This is a genomic window from Listeria marthii (genome assembly GCF_014227425.1).
GTDB classification, from domain to species: Bacteria; Bacillota; Bacilli; order Lactobacillales; family Listeriaceae; genus Listeria; species Listeria marthii.
The window spans coordinates 15,082-35,135 of sequence record NZ_JAASWB010000006.1; the positions used below are offsets into that span (position 1 = coordinate 15,082).

Genomic DNA, 20,054 nt, shown 5'->3' on the forward strand with positions numbered 1-20,054 from the left:
TTTTGTTTATATTTCGATGCAATGTGCCCAGAGATATAAGACGATTTTTCTCGTTTTGGTACTTAATGTATCAAGCGGGAATTTTTTGGAGAAAAGTGGTGAAATGTGATTTAAATACAATTATAGCTATACCACTTAGTTATAAACCTTTTGATAGTAAAGGATTTCGACATATACAAGAGGATTTGCCTTTTTATAAAGAACCGAAAATCATTTGAAATCTTCAAATTCGCCATTCACAAATAAGACACAATTAGAATGAATGTAGTTTGTTTAGGTCTATTTTTAGTATTTATGAAAAAGGTTTTACAGATATAATACTAATGTGAGTTCATGTGCGTACCTTCAATTGAATTTAATTAGGTACGTTTTTTTATGGAAACTTATATATTTAATTAGCAACTTTGATAAGGAGGACAATCGTGAAAAGAAAAGTAGGATTTATTATTGCAGCAGGAATGATTCTTTTCCAATCATTTAATGCGTATCCTTTAGCAGCTTTGGCTTCAGAAAACGAAGAAAAGCCTAAAGAAGCAACACCCCAAAAAGTAGGTAATTTAAAAGCGACTCTACCACAAGGGAGCACGTACCAATCATTGTTCCCTGATGAAGCTTTAGCTCTAGCTGTTGTAAAAGCAGCAACTGGTTCTGAAAATACTTCATTAGTAGTAACGCAAGCAGACTTGAATAAAGTTACAACGTTAACAGCTGTATCTAAAGGTATTACTAATTTGGCAGGTATTGAGTATCTGACTCAATTAACTAGCCTAGACTTAAGGTTGAATCAAATTACTAATTTCACTTTAAAAGGTACAAACGTTTTACCAGAATTAACAAGCATTAATTTAACTGGTAATGATTTAACGAAAATTGATATTCAAGATCAACCTAAACTAACTAAAGTTGCTACTGATACACAAGGTTCAGCAGAGTTAACAGAGGTAGTTTTAAAAAATCTTCCAGCGTTGAAACAAGCGGGAACTTTTGCTGATGGTGGATTAGATATTATTAATTTCGCCACAACGCCTACATTAACAAAAGTTACTTTAGAGAACTTACCAGCAATGACGGATATAATCGAACTAAATGGCTGTGGAATCACAGAACTTAGTGTGAAAAATTTGGCAGAAGCTAAAAGTGTAAACCTATTTGGTAACAAAGTGACTACTTTAGCAGGTCTGGAAAACTTACCAAACCTGACAAATATTTATGCTAGTAAAAATGAATTAACTGAATTAGAATCGTTGAAATCTTTCCCGAATATGACTGGTATTTCTGTAAATAACAACCATATCAGCGTATTGCCAGAGAACTTAACAACAAAAGCGCCTCTATTGGATGTTATTAATGCAACAAATCAAACAGTTACATTGTCTGAAAAAGCAGGAGCAGGTAAAATAGCTTTTGACAACGAAATCAAAAACTTTGGACAATCTGCTACACCGAAGAACATTTCCAATCAAGGAGTTTACACTAACAACCAATTTAAGTGGAATGCAGAAAATCTTGAAGGCGTAACTACTGTAGATTTTGAGTTTGATGATTATGTCACCAATCCAGCAATTCAAGGAACTTTCTCCGGTAAAGTAACTGTACCAGTGAAAATTGTTGATTTGCCAGTAATTACAGCCAATGCTGAAATGAGCTATGATAAAAATGCGAGTGTAACAGAAGCTCAATTTTTAGCAAGTATTTCTGCAACTGCGACAGAAGGAGCAACAATCACTTCTGATTTTAGAACTGCAGTAGATTTCACAAAAGCTGGAAGTTATGAAGTAACATTAAATGCAAAAAATACTGCTGGCTATGAAGCTGAACCAGTGAAAGTAACAGTTCGTGTTGCTAAATCACCAGCTCCTGTAATTACAGCTAATGCAGAAATTAGTTACATGCAGTTTGCTAACATCACTGCTGCAAATTTCCTAAGTAGCATACAAGCTACAACAAATGATAGTTCAGTAATTACAACTAATTTAGATACAGTTGTAGACTGGAATGTAGTAGGAGATTATGTAGTAACATTGAACTCTACAAATGGAGATGGCGTTGCCGCAACTCCGGTAACTGTAACTGTTCGCGTTACTCAAGCTCCAGCACCACAAATGGCTAACGTTACTTTTGATATAGACGATGTGCAAACAACAGAAGCTATTGTAGTAGAAGGATTAATCACTGAACCAGCAGCACCAACAAAAGAAGGTTATACTTTCGAAGGTTGGTTTGATGCGAAAACAGGCGGAAACAAATGGAACTTCGCAACGAGCAAAATGCCTACAGCAGGAGTAACTTTATACGCACAATTTAGCGAAGATGCAGCGGAAGATCCGAATGATGATGACGGTAACGACGATGGTACAGATGTAAATGTTGTACCTGTTGTAACTGAAAACAATGGTGATCCGACTGATCCAACTGCATCAAACGACTGTAACGGTACTGATGATGACAGCAATAAAACTACTGGTAAACAACCAGCAACAGGAGACAGCCAAAACATGCTGTTCTTACTAGCAGGACTATTACTTGTAGGTGTGTCATTCCGTATCTTTAAAAAAGCTTATAGCAAATAATACAATAAAAAAGATGGCCTCTATTTTATAGAAGCCATCTTTTTTTGCATTTAATTTTTTAGTAACGCTACTTCAATTGGTACCGCTAAAAATTCCGGGACGTTCTTTTTAAACCGTTTATAATGCGCTGTCGCATTATGTAGTTGAATAGCAGTTTCATCCGCCCACTTTTCTAAAAAATAAAAAGTGGATGGGTTACTCACCGAGCGAACCAATTCGTAGCCGTGATTTCCAGCTTCTTTTAGCGACCCTTGGACAACTAAGTCCACTTCTGTTAAAAATGCTTCTATTAAATCGGGCTTTACTTGGATTTTCGCTTCAATGTGTAACAACTGCCATTCCTCCTATTTATAGTCTAATTTGATAAGTGTTTCGTCTGTTTTGAATTCTTCTAAAAACCAGTGAGTCTTCTCAATACTTTTCGTTGTTTCATGTAACGTTTGGTGAACGGCGCCTTTTCCAACTTGAACATCTTCAATGTAGGCTTTTGCGTTCCCTGGCATAAAGAGTCTTGTTGCGAGTGAACTGTTTGTTGGAACAACACCATCAGTTGGATTATCATCGCTTAGTGCGCCTGCAATAGCAAGTACTTCGAGATTGGGATTGATATCATGTTGTTTTTCCATAAAGTAATCTAATTGCGCAGTACTATTAGGCAATTGTTTAAATGTTAAGTCTTTCCCATTATCGTTAGAATCTAAATCGTTAAAAGGTGACCCAATTGCGACTATTTTACGTAAAGTAGGTACAGTTTCGTCTTTGCCATAATCTTCAGCAAAGTAAGTTAGTGCTAAACCGCCGTTTGAGTGACCAACCCCGTCCATTTGCGTGAAGCCGTAGCGGTTTTTTAAATCAACCATCGCGATTTTTAACCACTGGGACCAATCGTCTGGCGTTGCTTGGTTTTGGTCGAAAGCAAATTTGATAATTGGACGTTTAGCATCTTTCGTCAACTCACCTTGGTAGGTAATATCGCCGTCCGCGCTAATCGACATCGACATCGCTTCATTTGAACTTTTATATTCGTTCATCAGTTGGTCTGCCATTTCGTCAAGGGAATGTGTGTCGCCACCGCTCCCATGAATTAAAATAATCGGTATTTGATCTTTTAAATCTACCTTAGGAGGCGAAGAGTTTTCAGCCTCTTTGTCATTTTGGCAAGCACTAAGTAGTAGCGTACCAAAAAGCAAAATCATGATCGTAATAAAATATTTCTTCACTAACTATCTTCCTCCATTCCAAATTATTATACCAAAAATCGGCGTGACAATCATATAAATTTCGTCTATAATCGAGATACATAATGACGGAATTTTAGAAGGGTGCGAAAACTATTGGCAAATCTAGCAATTGACACAGTTATTACAGACATGGACGGAACATTACTTGTAAAAAAAGGAGACCAAATTCATCCGCTAAACAAAGAAGTTTTAATGGATTGGCAAGCGGCTGGCAAGAAACTTTTCCTAGCGACGGGCCGATTGGACTTAGCGATATTACCATTTATCAACGAACTAAAAATTAAAACACCGGTTATTTCCTGTAATGGCGGTTTAGTACGTGATTTTACGACCGGAGAAATTTTATATAAAAGCAACATCGAGCTGGATTTGGTACATACAATTTTAAATACGCTTGAACCACTTGGCGTAAATTACCATATTTATACAACTGAACGAATTATCGGACCAACTAATACTGGCAAAATTGCTTTTTTCAATGAATTAAATAAAACATTACCGGAAAATGAACAAGTTCCGATTACATTAACTACTGACCCATTCAGCGTTCTGCGCGAAGATGAGTTTCCGTTGAAAGTTCTAGTTATTGAATCTGACCTAGAAAAACGAGCGGAAATCAAAGCCGCATTACAAGGCCTTCCGCTCTCCGTTCTAGCGTCTGCTTCGAATTTAATTGATATTATGAATGAAGGTATTGATAAAGCAAAAGGACTGACGTACCTTGCTGAAAATGGCTATATCAATCTCGACACAACGATTGCTTTTGGTGATAATGAAAATGATGTCGGCATGATTGAATTAGCTAAAATCGGCGTAGCGATGGAAAACGGCATTCCGCTAGCTTTGGAAAAAGCAGATAAAATCGCGAAACATCATGATATTGGTGGACTAGGTTTATTTATGCAAGAAGAGATTTTATAAAAAAACTAACCCTTTAGGTACCAATCTAAAGGGTTTTTCTTTGTCGTTTGAAAGTTTTTCAGAAGATGGCTTGCACTCAAAATGTATATATGCTAATATATGCATATAAAGAATTTAGGTACTTACAGAGGGGAAGTAATCATATGGCACATAACCACGATCATGCACATGGACACAATCATAATCATGCGCATAATGCCAACAAAAAATCATTATTAATTAGTTTTATCTTAATCGCTACGTTTATGGTAGTAGAAGTTATTGGTGGAATTATGACCAATAGTTTGGCGCTACTTTCTGATGCGGGGCATATGCTTTCTGATGCTGTTGCATTAGGTTTAAGTTTAGCAGCCTTTAAATTTGGTGAAAAAGCAGCAAGTTCTGATAAAACATATGGCTATAAACGCTTTGAAATTTTAGCAGCCTTTTTAAACGGGTTGACGCTCGTTGGGATTTCCGTTTTCATTTTCTACGAGGCAATCGGTCGTTTCTTTGATCCACCGCAAGTAATCGGAGCGGGAATGATGACTATTTCAGTTATCGGGTTGCTTATTAATATTTTAGTTGCTTGGATTTTAATGAAAGGTGATACAAGCGAAAATTTAAATATGCGGAGTGCTTTCTTGCATGTGCTTGGTGATTTGCTTGGTTCTGTTGGTGCGATTATTGCGGCCTTACTAATCATCTTCCTAGGCTGGAACATCGCTGATCCGATTGCCAGTGTTATCGTTGCGGCGCTAATTCTAGTTAGTGGCTGGCGCGTGTTGAAAGATGCCATTCATATTTTGATGGAAGGTAAACCAGCTAACGTGAATACAGAAGAAATAAAAACTTTCTTCCAAGAGCAAGACGGCGTAAAAGAAGTACATGATTTACACGTGTGGGCAATTACTTCTGATTTTAACGCTCTTACAGCTCATTTGACCGTAAGCGAAGATGCTGACCGTGATAAAATTTTAGCGGATATCGAGCATTATTTACAAGAGAATTTTTCTTTAGAACATAGCACGATTCAACTGGAAGGAAATCATGCTCACCATCATCACTGCAATTAATGCCGCTTCATGATATGATGAACATATCAATTAGAGGAGTTGGTTTAGATGGAAGAACAAGTTGATTTAGGTCATTTTTTGAAAAAAGCTTTTATCGCTATAGTTGCTCTAACCTTAGTATTTATCGGGGTTCTAGCAATGTTCACAATCATCGGTGTTGTAATCGCTATCCCACTACTAAAAAAAGCGGCGAATATGCTACTTACTAAAAAACAAGCTAGCGACCATACTCATTCCCACGGCGGTAAATTAAAAATAAAATGTCCAGCCTGTCATGCGAAAATGAAATTCAAAGACAGCGAATTGCTCGACGAAAAATAAGTTTTAAAGCCTTCTCGGTAAAATGGAGAAGGCTTTTTTATTTATATGTGCATTAATTTAAGAAAATCGGGAAAAGGAAACGAGAGGTGTTGTCAAATGAAAGCAGTAGGATTAACAAAAGCATCAACTGATTTTATGGATATGAAAATCGCACAGCCGGAACCTGAAAGTCATGATTTATTAGTGAAAATCAAAGCAATTTCGATTAATCCAGTCGATACAAAACAACGCGAAGCAATTAAAATTACTGGAGATGAAGTGCGGATTTTAGGTTGGGATGCAGTTGGTGAAGTAGTGGAGATTGGTTCAGAAGTGACTTTATTTAAAACCGGGCAAGAGGTTTATTTTGCAGGCGACGTCACAAGGCCTGGAGCATACGCAGAATTCACTTTAATTGATGAACGGCTAGTTGGTTTGAAACCACGCAGTTTAAGTGTAGAAGAAGCCGCTGCGATGCCACTGACAACTATTACGGCTTGGGAAGCGCTTTTTGATCGTTTAGGGATTGTGGAAGAGGACAGCGGGAAATCGATTTTAATTATTAATGGGGCTGGCGGTGTTGGTTCGATTGCCACGCAACTAGCTGCAAACATCGGTCTCGAAGTCATCGCCACAGCGTCACGCCCGGAAACGATAGAATGGACGAAGAAACACGGCGCGCACCACGTCATTAATCACCGTGAAAATCTAACAAAACAATTGAAAAATCTTGGTTACGAAAAAGGTGTCGATTTTATTTTATGTTTGCATAATACAAATGCTCACTGGGATGATATGCAAGAAGCGATTCGCCCACAAGGGAAAATTTGCTCGATTGTGGAACTTGCAGAACCGGTGAAAATGACCCTTTTAAAAGATAAAAGTGCTACGTTTAGTTATGAATTTATGTTTACTCGCTCGAAATACGATACGGAAGATAAAGTCAAACAGCATGAAATTCTGACAAAGGCTGCGCATATGCTAGACGGAGGTACTTTGCGGGCAACGTTAAATAAAGTATTAGCTCCAATAAACGCAGCAACGATAGAAGAAGCTCACCAAATAATCTCATCTGGAAAAATGATTGGAAAATTAGTAGTGAAAGGATTTGAGTGACTATGAGTGGAAAACAAGTTGCGCTATATATCGCAGTTAGCTTGGATGGCTACATTGCGGATGAAAATGGTAGTGTCGAATGGCTAGAATCAATTGATAGCGAAGGCGATGCAGGTTATGAAGCTTTCTTTGATAACGTGGATACAGTCGTAATGGGCCGCACGACGTATCAACAAATCTTCTCGCTCACCGACACGTTCCCTTACAGCAAAAAAAATGTCTACGTTTTTTCAAATACGAAAGCAGGCACAAAAGATGAATATGCTGATTTTGTGTCTGGGACTGTAGACACGTGGCTAAATAACATTGACGGTGAAAAGATCTGGCTTGTGGGTGGCGCGCAATTAGTGAAGCAATTTTTAAAAGAAAAGGCGATTGACCGCTTTGTAATAACGATTGCGCCGATTATCTTAGGAAAAGGAATTCCGCTGTTTGAAAAAGACGGGGAGCATGCTCTGGAACTAGAAGAAGTAACCCGTTTCGGACAGTTTGCGCAGTTAACTTATAGAAACTTGGAGGAAAGCTAAATGAAAATTGCGGCTTTTGATATTGATGCACAAAAAGGTTTTACGCCGCTTTGTCCAGATGAATTGCCGGTTCCGGGTGGAGATGAAATTGTTCCAGAGCTGAATTTTATGGCGAGCCTTGCTTCGCTCCGAATTGGAAGCAAAGACGCGCACCCGCAAAATGCTGTATGGGTTGTTGACTCAAAAGATGAGATGCTCGCCGAACTTAAATATCCAAATGCGGACCTTACTTGGGTTAGGCACTGCGAACCGGGTACGAAAGGTTTTGAATTACTAGATGGTTTACCGGTCGTGACGGATTACGATTACTTTATTTGGAAAGGCATGGAGCCAGATATTCACCCATATGGCGCCTGTTATCACGATATTGTCGAACAGCTTTCAACAGGCGTACTTGAATATTTACGGGAACAAAAAGTAGATTTAGTACTTGTTGGAGGTTTAGCATTTGATTTTTGCGTGAAAACTACAGTTACACAGTTAAGTAGGGCAGGCTTTTCTGTATTAGTCTATTTACCAGCGACACGTGCATTATCTGAACAAGGTTTTGATGAAACAAAAGAGCAATTAGCGAATACCGAGAAAGTTCAACTTATCGAAACAAGGGAGGAACTTGTCGCCTACTGCCAATAAAAGGTTGGAAGAGGTGAGGGGAATGAGGAAAGTTGGTGTATTTCCTAGTATGATAATTCTTTTCACAGTAGGAATTTCTGCTGTGTTATATCCGCTACTACCTTCTGAAGTGGCGGTGCATTTCGGTACGGACTTCTCCCCAGATATGTTTATGCAAAAATGGCTTGGCCTAATTCTTGTTCCATTTTTAATGATTATGTTTACAGGAACGGAATATTACGGAAAAGAAAAAGTGAACCAAGAGAGTTTGCTGGAATTTGAATATTGCTTTAGGCTGTTGTTAGTGCTCCTAACGATTATTCAAATGAGTATTATTGTGTACGCGCTAGGTTACGAAATCCCAACTGGCAGATTCTCGTTAGTTACGGTGGGAGCGTTCATGTTTGTTGTTGCAGCATACATTCAATACTCGAAAAAACTCTTTAAATTTTTAACGATGATTGGTTTTAAAAAGATTGATGCATGGTCTAGAAACCTACTTAGAAAAATTACAACTGTTACACTTAATATAGCTGGTGCACTCTGTTTTATCTTAGCTTTATTTATGCGGAATGACCCCAGTTACTTAATGCTAGCAATGTTAATGACGATGTGTGTGATTGTTGTTGGTTCAGGAGTTTACCTTAACAAGAAATAAAAATATAACAGTTTTTATTTACAATTGATACAGTTTCGGTTTATAATGGTGGCGGAAGTTCTGCGCGTATTTGGCAGGAAGTCCGTCATTTTTTTTACGTAACCAAAAAGCGCTTACAAAAAGAGGAGGAGAAATTTTGCATAAAACAGCCAGAAAAATAGTAGTGGCACTCAGTTTGCTATGTTTACTAGTACTTACAGCATGTCAGTCTGGCGATAAAGGGGAAAGTGAAAAAGTAACATCCGATAAGAAAACAAAAGTTGTGAACATCATGGAAACGAGTGGGATTCCAAACGCAAGCCCAACACTCGCGGACAATAGCGTAAGTTTCCGAGTAATCAATCAGATTTTTGAAGGATTATATCGATTAGATAAAAACGGGAAACCGGCACTAGCTCTAGCTGCCAGTGAACCCGAAGAAAAAGATGGCGGGAAAACACTTATTTTCAAAATTCGCGAAGATGCTAATTGGTCCAATGGCGATCCAGTGACAGCGCATGATTTTGAGTACGCCTGGAAAAAAGTGGTTGATCCAAAAACAGCCGCAGCGTACGGACCACAAATGGAAGAAATCGTCAAAAATGCTACCCAAATCCTCAAAGGCGAAATGTCACCAGATGAGCTCGGTATCAAAGCATTAGACGACAAAACACTACAAATTCAACTAGAAAATCCTGTGCCAATTTTTAAAGAACTCCTAACGACTGGCACCTTCTTCCCGCAAAACCAAGCATTCGTAGAAAAACAAGGCGATCGTTACGGAACAAAAAGCGACACACTTATTTCCAACGGCCCATTTAAACTCGAAAATTGGAATGGCACAAATATGACTTGGGATTACATTAAAAACCCAACATATTGGGATGAAAAAAATGTTCCTACAGAGAAAATTCATGTAACAGTCGTAAAAGATACTAATGCGGCTTTAAATTTATACAATACCAACAAATTAGACCGAGTGGAACTTGACGGCGAATTTGTTAAACAATATAAAGACGATAAAAATTTCCATAAAGAAGCAACCGGCCGTTCAGTCTACATGAAAATGAATCAAGGTAAAGACGGTGTGAAAACAGATTTGGCCAACTTGAACTTGCGCCGTGGTTTAGCAATGGCGATTGATAAGACTGGCATGGTCAACACGCTGCTCGCTAATGGTTCCAAGGCGCTAAATGGCGATGTTCCGGGCGGTATCATGTTTGATCCAGAAACAAAAGAAGATTTCCGTAAACAAAATGGTGACTTACTTAAATTTGACCAACAAGAAGCCACAAGCGCATGGAAACAAGGCTTAAAAGAAATTGGGAAATCCGAATTAACACTTACCTTAACGAGTGGCGATACGTCCTTACAACGCAAACAAACCGAATTTATCCAAAATCAACTAGAAGAAAATTTACCTGGTTTAACGATCAAATTAAAAAACATTACAAACCAAGCAAGTTTCCAAGCAGACGTTACACAAGACTTTGAACTGCTACTAGGAGGCTGGGGTGGCGATTATCAAGACCCACTCACATACCTCAACTTATTCTTAACAAACAGCCCAGGTAACCACACTGGCTTCTCAAACGCCAAATACGACGAACTAGTCCTTGGCGCCAAAGGCAAACTCTCGGCAGATCCGGAAAAAAGATGGCAAGCATTACTAGAAGCAGAACAAATTTTGCTCAAAGATAACGCCGTACTTATTCCGCTATACCAAGGTGGCCGCGCATATTTGCAAAAAAGCGATCTGAAAAACTATACAACCTATCCAATCGGTTCAGAAAACTATAAATGGATCGAGAAAAATTAATTTGAAATGAGTCTAGTTAAACAAGCTAGGCTCTTTTTTTATACCCGAATGAAAATAAGACCTAGGATGTACCAATTTTCAGCCTAGAGCCGTTCGTTCCTTTTTAAAATCTCCCCTATAATTAACCTATCAACAAAAAAGGACGGTAAAAACAATGAAAAAGGGACTTTTCGGTTTACTGGCTGCAATTTTTGTATTAACAATGGTTGTAATTGAGTTTTCAGCACCAGTTGGATCAGCAGCAAATACATATTACGTTACAATCAAAAACGATGGGAAAGAAGTTACTAAGTCAAAGTTCAAAGGCTATTCTTTCCACGAGTCGTGTCTAGATAATCAAGGAAACAGTCGTAAAGTTAACTTCATGTCAACTACACAACTTAAAAAGAATAAACAGTATAAAATCGTCGTTCAAGACAATGAATTACTCGTTCAAGCCAAGGAAATAAACAATGTGCCACTTGCAAGTAGTAAATAAAAATTAGAAATGAGGAAATAATCATGAACAGTTTTTGGAAAATATTTTTTACCATTATTTTAGGATTTATTGCACTTAATATCGTACTTGATATCGTTGGAATCACACTTCACTTCTTATTCCCAGTCCTTGTATTAGGTGGTATTGGATATGTACTTTATCGCATGTGGGGCAATTCCCCGAAACGCTCAAGTCGCGACAATGAAGACCGCTACAACTGGTAATATACTCGCTAAAAAAGCTCCCTAGGCTTTTAGATATAAAGAACCTAATTTCTTTTATAGAAGTTAGGTTTTTTTGTATGGTAAGTTTGTTATAATAAGATAAAGGAAATGAGGCGATAGAAATGAAAAAAGATATAATCGTAAAATCTGTTGTTATATCAATCATTACAGCCCTAGTTTTCAACATTAAACGCAAAAAAGTTAAATAACCGTCCAAAAAACATAATTCATGATTAAATGGCTATTTTAAGCCATTTGCACCTAAAATAGGAGTCGGTATGCTATAATAACAAAAAGAAAATCATGGAGGACATAGAGATGAATATTGAAAACACCTTACTAAAACAAGATGTGTGGCGCTTTATTGATAATACAACTATTAATCCAGCTTTTGATGCGATTCAATCATTTGCTACAGATGATACGCTATGTCGTTCAGTTGGGGCGAGAATGGCACCATCCACCGTTCGTGGCTGGTTACATGAAAAAACCGTTTCACTTGGGATACAAGATTCTAAGTTGCCTGATATAGATAAAGGAATTGCATTTTTGCAAGAACAAGGTTACCGCGTAGTTGTCCGGAATTCTGGTGGGCTAGCTGTAGTACTTGATTCCGGCGTGCTTAATTTGTCGATGGTGTTACCAGATGCAGAACGAGGAATCGCAATTGAGCGAGGCTATGAAACCATGTTTACACTGATTAAAGATATGTTCGTGGATTGTAATGAAGTAATTGAAGCGAAAGAAATCGTAAATTCTTATTGTCCTGGTAGCTATGACCTTAGCATTCGCGGGAAAAAATTTGCTGGTATTTCTCAACGAAGAATGGCTAAAGGCGTAGCAGTCCAAATTTATTTAGCAATTGAAGGAGACCAAACAACTCGCTCGGAATTAATTCGTGATTTCTACGCGATTAGTGGCAAAGACAAGCAAACAAAATATACTTTCCCGGATGTGGATTCTACTGTTATGGGTTCACTTTCAGACTTAATGAAGAACGATATAAGCATAAATGAAACGTTGGTGCGCCTATTCAACAGCTTGCGGCACTATGCTGGCGAACTTGTGTCAGGTACGCTCACACCAGAAGAATTGGATCTTTTTCCAGCGTATTACGAACGCTTAATTGCAAGAAATGATAAAGTGCTTGCGTGAACTTACTTGAGAGGAGAGGGCTGCATGAGTTACTTAACAGAGAAACTACTTGAAGAAAAAGTGTTCAAAGACCCGGTGCATGGTTATGTGCATGTTTCTGATAAATTAATTTGGGATTTAATTGCGACAAAAGAGTTTCAGCGTTTGCGGCGGATACATCAACTAGGAACAACCTCGCTCACTTTTCACGGGGCAGAGCACAGCCGTTTTAATCATTCGTTAGGTGTTTACGAAATTGTTCGGCAAATCATTGATGTAACGTTTGCGAATGAGCCGCAACTTGATCCAGAAGAACGCATGGTTGCTTTGTGTGCCGCACTTTTACATGATTTAGGTCACGGGCCATTTTCACACGCTTTTGAAAAGGTTTTTGGAACGGATCATGAAGCCTATACGCAGGAGATTATTATTGGTGATACAGAAGTTAGCGAAGTCCTAATGAGGGTTGGGGAAGAGTTTCCGCTAAAGGTTGCCGCTATTATTAAGAAAAATTATCCTAATCAAACACTCGTGAAATTGATTTCGAGCCAGATTGATGCAGACCGGATGGATTATTTGTTGCGTGACGCTTATTATACCGGGGTTAGTTACGGGAAGTTTGATATCGAGCGGATTTTGCGGGTGTTAAGACCGAGTCCAGATGGCAATGGCGTCATTGTAAAATATTCTGGGATGCATGCGGTAGAAGACTATATTATGAGCCGCTACCAAATGTACCAACAAGTATATTTTCACCCGGTTAGTCGTAGTGGTGAAGTGTTATTATGGAAAATTCTCGAGCGCGCCAAAAAGCTATATTGCGCTGGCTATGAATTTCACGTTACACCGATCCAAGTACTGCCATTCTTTTTAAATGAAGTAAGTCTAAAAGAATATATCGTACTTGATGATATTGTATTAATGTACTATTTTTCGATTTGGCAAGAAGAAGCAGATCCGATTTTAAGTGATTTATGTAGTCGCTTTTTGAATAGAAGGTTGCTTAGATACACCAACTACGATCCAAAAGAAGATGCGGAATTTTATGCGGAATTAAAAGGGCTTCTTGAAAAGGCAGATATTGACCCGTCGTATTATTTAGTAATTGATTCTTCCAGCGACTTACCCTACGATTACTATCTTCCTGGGGTTGGCAGTGGGAAAGATCCGATTAAACTTTTGATGGGAAACGGGGAACTGCGCGAATTATCGACCGAGTCTCCGGTTGTTGAAGCGATTGGCAGAGAACGACGAACTGATATTAAATTGTATTATCCGCTTGATTTTATCGAGAGTGGAAGAGTGGATCAAGAAATTGCGGAAAGAATGATTTCGCTTATTCATGCGCATTCGCTTAAAGAAAAATAAAAAAGCAAGGCGATAAACCTTGCTTTTAGCATGCTTAAATATCAGATTTTCTTACGCCGCCAACACCGTAATCCGTTTTTTTCATTTCTTCTAAAATCACATGAATGTTTTCTTTCGGCGCTTTTAGGTTTTTGGAAACAACTTCGGTTACTTCGCTAACTAAAGCTTTCTTTTGATCGTCACTACGACCTTCTAAAAATTGAATAGTAACAAATGGCATTTTCTCACCTCGATCAACGTTTTTTTCATTATAGCATATAAAAATTACTCAATAAAAGATAAAGGAGGCACTTATGCCTAGTTTTCTCGCTTACCCACTAGAAATGATACCTTATGTTGTAGCTACATTATTAATTGCTTTTACAATCCATGAATGGGCTCATGCCTTGGTTGCGCTCGCTTTTGGAGACGACACAGCCAAAAATCAAGGAAGATTGTCCTTGAACCCAATCGTACATGTCGATTTATTTGGTTTACTGATGATCTTAATTGCTGGTTTTGGTTGGGCTAAACCGACCCCGGTCAATCGATTTAAATTAAAGAAACGCCGACTTGGCAGTATTCTAGTTTCGCTTGCTGGTCCAATCAGTAATTTATTCCTTGCGATGGTTGGCGTTGGCTTTTATGCATTATTTTTAAATTTTTCTTTCTTTACATATGGCTCGGTTGCAGAAACATTTTTAATGATTTTTATAAACCTAAATCTTGTATTATTTGTATTTAACTTGATTCCACTTCCGCCACTAGATGGCTACCAAATTTTAGTAGAATTCTTACCAATGTCTGCGAGGGCCAAACTTGAACCGTTAGAACGATATGCGATACTTATTTTCTTAGTAGTTGCGGTAACGCCTATCTCTGAATTTACGATTCAACCAATTTTTGATACGGTGATTCCGTTTGTTCTAAATGTGATTTTAGCAATATTTGGTCTGACGTCATATTAAGCTGTTGCTTTTCATGCTATTTTTCACTATAATATAATGCGTCTATTCTTCTGACCGGAAAGGGGTAAATAAGCGATATGACAGCCAACCAAATGGAACGAAAAAAAGTAACTATTCATATCACCAATGTCATCCGTCAGATGGATGCAGAAGAGAAATCCGATATGTCTGTTTCGGGTGTTTTTTACCGGGATAAAGGCAATCGTTATCTGCATTATGAGGAAAAACAATTAGCTGGAACAATTCGCACGGTTCTTAAAATTGCTGACAACGAACTGCTTTTAATGCGAAGTGGTGCCGTAAATATGAGAATGCACTTTTTCCGAGATAATAGGAGAAGTACTGCGTCTGTTGATTCAGGAGCAGGGAAATTACAATTAGAATCAGAATTAGTATCAATGGAAGAACTATATGAAAATAAGCCAGATGTATTGAGTGAAGTTGCTTTTCAATATGATTTGCTAAGCCACGGCGAATACATCGGCTCATATACTGTTTTAATGAAAATAGAGGAGGACGCAGAATGAATGTCATGCAAGAGAACCAAATTAAACTAATTGAACATATCAAACAAGCAGTTGTTCAAGCGGTTGGTTTAGAAGAAACAGAAGTACCAGAAATTTTACTCGAAGTACCTAAAGATAAAAAGCATGGAGATTATTCGACTAATATTGCGATGCAACTTGCTAGAGTAGCGAAGAAAGCCCCTCGTCAAATTGCCGAAAGTATCGTTCCAGAACTTAAAAAAGATAACAAATTAATTAAAGAAGTAGAAATTGCTGGACCTGGTTTTATTAATTTCTATTTAGATAATGCTTATTTAACCGACTTAGTTCCAGTTATTCTAAAAGAAGATGAAAAATACGGCGAGTCTGATTTTGGTAAAGGAGAAAAATTCCAAATTGAATTTGTTTCCGCGAACCCAACTGGTGACTTGCATTTAGGGCATGCCCGTGGAGCGGCAATCGGAGACTCGCTGGCTAACATTATGAGCGTGGCCGGCTTCGATGTTTCAAGAGAATATTATATTAATGATGCCGGAAATCAAATTAATAATTTAGTTCTTTCAGCAGAAGCACGATATTTTGAAGCGTTAGGTTTAGAATCTGAATTCCCAGAAGATGGCTACCGCGGCGCAGATATTATCTCCCTTGGTAAAGATTTAGCTGCTAAATACGGCGATAAATATGTGAATGCAAGCGAAGAAGAGCGTCGTTCCGTTTTCCGCGTTGATGCACTAGCATTTGAAACTGGAAAATTACGTGCTGACTTAGAAGAATTCCGTGTTTCTTTTGATGAGTGGTTTTCAGAAACGTCTCTATATGAAGAAAACAAAGTGTTGCCAGCGTTAGAACGTTTACGAGAAAATGGCTATATTTACGAACAAGATGGCGCGACTTGGTTGAGAACGACTGATTTTGAAGATGATAAAGACCGTGTTTTAATCAAATCAGACGGTAGCTACACGTATTTCTTACCAGATATCGCTTATCATTTAAACAAATTAGAGCGTGGCTTTGATGTGCTAATTGATATTTGGGGAGCGGATCACCATGGTTATATTCCGCGGATGCGTGCTGCGATTGAAGCACTTGGTTACTCGCCGAATCAACTGGAAGTAGAAATTATTCAACTTGTTCACTTATTTGAAGATGGTGTTCAAGTTAAAATGAGTAAACGTACTGGTAAATCTGTTACAATGCGTGACTTAATTGAAGAAGTTGGCCTTGACGCGACAAGATATTTCTTTGCAATGCGTAGTTCTGATACACATATGAACTTCGATATGAGCTTAGCGAAATCAACGTCTAACGATAATCCGGTTTATTATGTACAATATGCGCATGCCAGAATTTCTAGTATTTTACGTTCTGGTAAAGAGCAAGGTTTAGAAGTTACAGAAGCTGCTGACATGAGCTTGCTACAAACCGAAGCAGAATATGATTTGTTAAAAGTACTAGGTGAGTTCGCGGATGTTGTTGCAGAAGCTGCTGCCAAAAGAGCGCCACATCGTATCGTTCGCTACTTAAACGATTTAGCGGCTGCATTCCACCGTTTCTACAATAGCAATAAAGTACTCGATATGGATAATTTAGAAGTAACGAAAGCAAGACTAGCACTTATTAAGACCGCACAAATTACTCTTAGAAATGGTTTGACGCTTCTAGGTGTATCAGCACCAGAAAAAATGTGATATCCTAAAATTATAGGTTACTCGTTGACGTCATAACCAAAATGTACTAAAGTTAATAGAAACATAGGTAATTGAAAAAACGGGGAGAGCATATGATGAAGCGATTAATAATTTTGGCGCTGCTTTTCGTGTTTCTGTGCGTCGCAATCTATATTCTCTACGACTTTCAACTTGGATCGATCCCAATTCTTTTAATGGCCATCCTTTTCTTTTACATCGGATATAAAATAGTCAAGAAGAATTGATGTAATTAAGAAAATTTAGGTTGTACTTGCCAGAAATAACATGTAAAATAGTGAAGTTGGGCTGAACGAAAAAATAACAGCTAAATAAATTGGAATTACGATAGAAAGGGCGTGCCAGTTTTGGATTTAAAGAACTTAACGCAAGAAGAACGTAGTGAACTGTCTTTAATTGATGTTGCACATTTTATTTTGGAACAACGGAAAGAAACTATTCTTTTCCCTGAATTAGTGAAAGAGATTCAAGCGTTCCTAGGTTTGAAAGATGCAGAAATAAGGGAGCGTCTTGTTCAATTTTATACAGATATGAATATTGATGGTAACTTTATTTCATTAGGAAACAACATGTGGGGACTTCGTGCATGGTATCCAATGGATGCAATTGATGAAGAAGTTCAAACACAAACTACTCCTAAGAAAAAACGTAAATCAGACGATGATGACGATGAAGATGAAGAAATCTTGGATGATGACGTGGACTACGATGATGAAGAAATCGTGGAAGAGCTTGGTGAAGAAGAAATCTCTCTTGCTGACGTTTTACTTGACGAAGAGGAAGATGACGATGATCACTTACCAGACGGAATCGAAGGCGATTTAGCTACTGTAGAAGATGACTATTCTGATGGCGATTATACAGAAGACCCAGAAGATAAATAATAACTAAATTTTAATCAGATAGACACACCCATTTTTATGGAAAAGTGTCTATCTGATTTTTTTTAACGTACTTAATGGATTGATGGCGGTTTCAAAAAATAAAGACTTGACTTCTATCGCTATCATTAGTAGTATTTTATTTGGGCTCCCTTTTATAGGGACGGATATTTATGAGAATCGACGCTCCCTTACTTTTATAAAGTAGGCGGAGTGTTTTTTATTTTGGTTTACAAAATACTTGAAATTGTGATTGATACGTTAGAAAGATAATCACAATATTGTTTTATCTGGCAATTTCCCACCCCAGCAGGAAAATCGTCAGAACCCTGCAAGTTTTTCATTTCAGGAAGGAGTAGATTTTTTTAACATGACAAAGTATATTTTCGTTACAGGTGGCGTAGTTTCGTCAATCGGAAAAGGAATCACAGCAGCATCACTAGGACGTTTGCTGAAAAATCGTGGGCTTAGTGTTACAATTCAAAAGTTTGATCCATACATCAACGTGGACCCAGGAACAATGAGTCCATACCAACACGGGGAAGTTTATGTAACGGATGACGGTGCAGAAACAGACTTGGATCTTGGCCATTACGAACGTTTTATCGATATTAACTTAAATAAATACAGCAACGTGACAACTGGTAAAGTTTACTCAGAAGTTATTAAAAAAGAACGTCGCGGGGATTACTTAGGTGGAACTGTGCAAGTTATTCCACACATTACAAACGAATTGAAAGATCGTGTTTTCCGTGCAGCTCGTATGACTAATTCAGATATTATCATCACTGAAATTGGTGGAACTGTTGGAGACATCGAATCATTACCATTCTTAGAAGCAATTCGTCAAATTAAAGGGGATGTTGGTGCGGAAAACGTACTTTATATCCACACAACTTTAATTCCTTATATCAAAGCAGCTGGCGAAATGAAAACAAAACCAACACAACATAGTGTAAAAGAACTTCGCAGCCTAGGAATTCAACCAAACATTATCGTTGTTCGTACAGAGCAACCAGTTTCACAAGAAATGAAAGACAAGATTGCGCTATTTTGTGATATTAAAGCTTCTGAGGTTATTGAATCTCGCGATGAAGAAACACTTTATAACGTACCACTTTCTTTACAAAAACAAAAAATGGATGATATCGTCCTTGAACACTTGCAATTAGAAGCACCACAAGCTGAAATGACTGATTGGAAAAATCTAGTACACCGTGTGAAAAACCTTTCCAAAAAAGTTCGTATCGGTTTAGTTGGTAAATATGTTTCCTTGCAAGATGCTTACCTTTCTGTAGCAGAAGCACTTCGTCATGCCGGATATGACCATGATGCAGAAATCGAAATCGACTGGATTGATTCTGAAAAAGTAACAAAAGAAAACGTTGCTGAAATCATGAAAGACGTTGATGGTATCTTAGTTCCTGGTGGTTTCGGCGACCGTGCTATTGAAGGTAAAATTGCTGCTATCGAGTATGCACGTGTAAATAAAGTGCCTTATTTCGGTATTTGTTTAGGTATGCAACTAGCAACTGTTGAATTTGCCCGTAATGTTCTTGGTCTTGAAGGAGCTCATTCCGCAGAAATCGAACCAGAAACAAACCATAACATCATTGATTTACTACCAGAACAAAAAAATATCGAAAACATGGGTGGAACGCTTCGTCTAGGCTTGTATCCAGCACGTATTAAGCAAGGAACTAAAGCGGAGGCTGCTTATGGTACAACACTTGTAGAAGAGCGTCACCGTCATCGTTATGAGTTTAATAACGAGTATAGAGAACAAATGGAAGAAGCTGGTATGATTGTTTCTGCAACAAGCCCAGATGGTCGTTTAGTTGAAGTAGTTGAACTAATTGATCACCCTTGGTTCGTCGCTTGTCAATATCACCCAGAATTCATTTCCCGTCCAAACCGTCCACAAAGCTTATTCAAAGATTTTGTTGGCGCAGCACTTAATAATAAATAAGACGTTAAAAAACTCCCAGCCGAGTGTGGCTGGGAGTTTTTTT

At 38.1% G+C, this 20,054-nt stretch carries 21 protein-coding genes; 18 read left to right on the plus strand and 3 right to left on the minus strand.

All coding sequences use genetic code 11. The features are described 5' to 3' along the window. The first annotated feature begins 422 nt into the window (after positions 1-422). Positions 423-2,570 carry a LapB repeat-containing protein gene (locus tag HCJ55_RS11450; RefSeq protein WP_185518301.1) on the plus strand — a complete coding sequence of 716 codons (2,148 nt, stop codon included), beginning with the start codon at positions 423-425 and terminating at the stop codon, positions 2,568-2,570. A 50-nt stretch (positions 2,571-2,620) separates the two neighbouring features. Here the strand turns inward: HCJ55_RS11450 and HCJ55_RS11455 are convergent, their stop codons facing one another. Together HCJ55_RS11455 and HCJ55_RS11460 are read right to left on the minus strand one after the other, a co-directional pair. Next, a complete protein-coding gene (locus tag HCJ55_RS11455; RefSeq protein ID WP_185518303.1) occupies positions 2,621-2,902 on the minus strand; it encodes a putative quinol monooxygenase in 282 nt (93 codons plus the stop codon). A 12-nt stretch (positions 2,903-2,914) separates the two neighbouring features. Then, the gene (locus HCJ55_RS11460; protein WP_185518305.1) at positions 2,915-3,790 is read right to left on the minus strand and encodes an alpha/beta hydrolase; all 876 of its coding nucleotides are present in this window, start codon (positions 3,788-3,790) and stop codon (positions 2,915-2,917) included. A gap of 114 nt (positions 3,791-3,904) precedes the next feature. Here HCJ55_RS11460 and HCJ55_RS11465 point away from each other — a divergent pair, with 114 nt between their 5' ends. The 12 genes from HCJ55_RS11465 (at position 3,905) to HCJ55_RS11520 (ending at position 14,002) form a co-directional block, all read left to right on the plus strand. After that, positions 3,905-4,732, plus strand: coding sequence for a Cof-type HAD-IIB family hydrolase (locus HCJ55_RS11465; protein WP_185518307.1), 828 nt, complete (start codon positions 3,905-3,907; stop codon positions 4,730-4,732). A 143-nt stretch (positions 4,733-4,875) separates the two neighbouring features. Further along, positions 4,876-5,787: a cation diffusion facilitator family transporter gene (locus tag HCJ55_RS11470; RefSeq protein WP_185506893.1), complete on the plus strand. Its 912-nt coding sequence runs from the start codon at positions 4,876-4,878 to the stop codon at positions 5,785-5,787. A gap of 48 nt (positions 5,788-5,835) precedes the next feature. Further along, positions 5,836-6,108, plus strand: coding sequence for a hypothetical protein (locus HCJ55_RS11475; protein ID WP_185518309.1), 273 nt, complete (start codon positions 5,836-5,838; stop codon positions 6,106-6,108). A 96-nt stretch (positions 6,109-6,204) separates the two neighbouring features. Continuing rightward, positions 6,205-7,203, plus strand: a complete 999-nt coding sequence (locus HCJ55_RS11480) for a zinc-binding alcohol dehydrogenase family protein (RefSeq protein ID WP_185518311.1) — start codon at positions 6,205-6,207, stop codon at positions 7,201-7,203. 2 nt (positions 7,204-7,205) lie between these two features. Next, complete coding sequence (locus HCJ55_RS11485; protein ID WP_185518313.1) at positions 7,206-7,730, plus strand: dihydrofolate reductase family protein; 525 nt, start codon at positions 7,206-7,208, stop codon at positions 7,728-7,730. Continuing rightward, on the plus strand, positions 7,731-8,363 hold the full coding sequence (locus HCJ55_RS11490; protein ID WP_185518315.1) for a nicotinamidase: 633 nt from the start codon (positions 7,731-7,733) through the stop codon (positions 8,361-8,363). 22 nt (positions 8,364-8,385) lie between these two features. Continuing rightward, positions 8,386-9,000: a DUF1648 domain-containing protein gene (locus HCJ55_RS11495; protein WP_008948805.1), complete on the plus strand. Its 615-nt coding sequence runs from the start codon at positions 8,386-8,388 to the stop codon at positions 8,998-9,000. A gap of 136 nt (positions 9,001-9,136) precedes the next feature. Beyond that, positions 9,137-10,798: a peptide ABC transporter substrate-binding protein gene (locus HCJ55_RS11500; RefSeq protein ID WP_185504602.1), complete on the plus strand. Its 1,662-nt coding sequence runs from the start codon at positions 9,137-9,139 to the stop codon at positions 10,796-10,798. 154 nt (positions 10,799-10,952) lie between these two features. After that, the gene (locus HCJ55_RS11505; protein WP_008948804.1) at positions 10,953-11,276 is read left to right on the plus strand and encodes a YxeA family protein; all 324 of its coding nucleotides are present in this window, start codon (positions 10,953-10,955) and stop codon (positions 11,274-11,276) included. A 23-nt stretch (positions 11,277-11,299) separates the two neighbouring features. Further along, positions 11,300-11,500 carry a hypothetical protein gene (locus HCJ55_RS11510; RefSeq protein WP_008948803.1) on the plus strand — a complete coding sequence of 67 codons (201 nt, stop codon included), beginning with the start codon at positions 11,300-11,302 and terminating at the stop codon, positions 11,498-11,500. A gap of 318 nt (positions 11,501-11,818) precedes the next feature. Continuing rightward, positions 11,819-12,655, plus strand: a complete 837-nt coding sequence (lipL, locus tag HCJ55_RS11515; RefSeq protein WP_185518317.1) for a lipoyl-[GcvH]:protein N-lipoyltransferase — start codon at positions 11,819-11,821, stop codon at positions 12,653-12,655. Between the two features lie 24 nt (positions 12,656-12,679). Then, positions 12,680-14,002 (plus strand): HD domain-containing protein, encoded by a 1,323-nt coding sequence (locus HCJ55_RS11520; RefSeq protein ID WP_185504604.1) that lies wholly within the window; start codon positions 12,680-12,682, stop codon positions 14,000-14,002. Between the two features lie 34 nt (positions 14,003-14,036). Here HCJ55_RS11520 and thmT read toward each other — a convergent pair whose 3' ends face one another. Next, complete coding sequence (gene thmT / locus HCJ55_RS11525; protein ID WP_003729271.1) at positions 14,037-14,222, minus strand: 2-hydroxymuconate tautomerase; 186 nt, start codon at positions 14,220-14,222, stop codon at positions 14,037-14,039. Positions 14,223-14,295: 73 nt separating this feature from the next. Between thmT and HCJ55_RS11530 the strand changes: the two genes are divergently transcribed. The 5 genes from HCJ55_RS11530 to pyrG all read left to right on the plus strand — a co-directional run bounded on the left by HCJ55_RS11530 (position 14,296) and on the right by pyrG (position 20,011). Then, entirely contained in the window at positions 14,296-14,949 is a 654-nt protein-coding gene (locus tag HCJ55_RS11530; RefSeq protein WP_185503232.1) for a site-2 protease family protein, read from the plus strand. A 77-nt stretch (positions 14,950-15,026) separates the two neighbouring features. After that, positions 15,027-15,476 carry a YwiB family protein gene (locus HCJ55_RS11535; protein WP_003723610.1) on the plus strand — a complete coding sequence of 150 codons (450 nt, stop codon included), beginning with the start codon at positions 15,027-15,029 and terminating at the stop codon, positions 15,474-15,476. After that, positions 15,473-17,143, plus strand: a complete 1,671-nt coding sequence (gene argS / locus HCJ55_RS11540) for an arginine--tRNA ligase (RefSeq protein WP_185504605.1) — start codon at positions 15,473-15,475, stop codon at positions 17,141-17,143. Before HCJ55_RS11535 ends, argS begins: the two co-directional genes overlap by 4 nt. A gap of 365 nt (positions 17,144-17,508) precedes the next feature. Continuing rightward, positions 17,509-18,045, plus strand: coding sequence for a DNA-directed RNA polymerase subunit delta (gene rpoE / locus HCJ55_RS11545; RefSeq protein ID WP_185399408.1), 537 nt, complete (start codon positions 17,509-17,511; stop codon positions 18,043-18,045). A gap of 367 nt (positions 18,046-18,412) precedes the next feature. Continuing rightward, complete coding sequence (gene pyrG / locus HCJ55_RS11550) at positions 18,413-20,011, plus strand: CTP synthase (RefSeq protein ID WP_185503234.1); 1,599 nt, start codon at positions 18,413-18,415, stop codon at positions 20,009-20,011. Positions 20,012-20,054 lie beyond the last annotated feature (43 nt).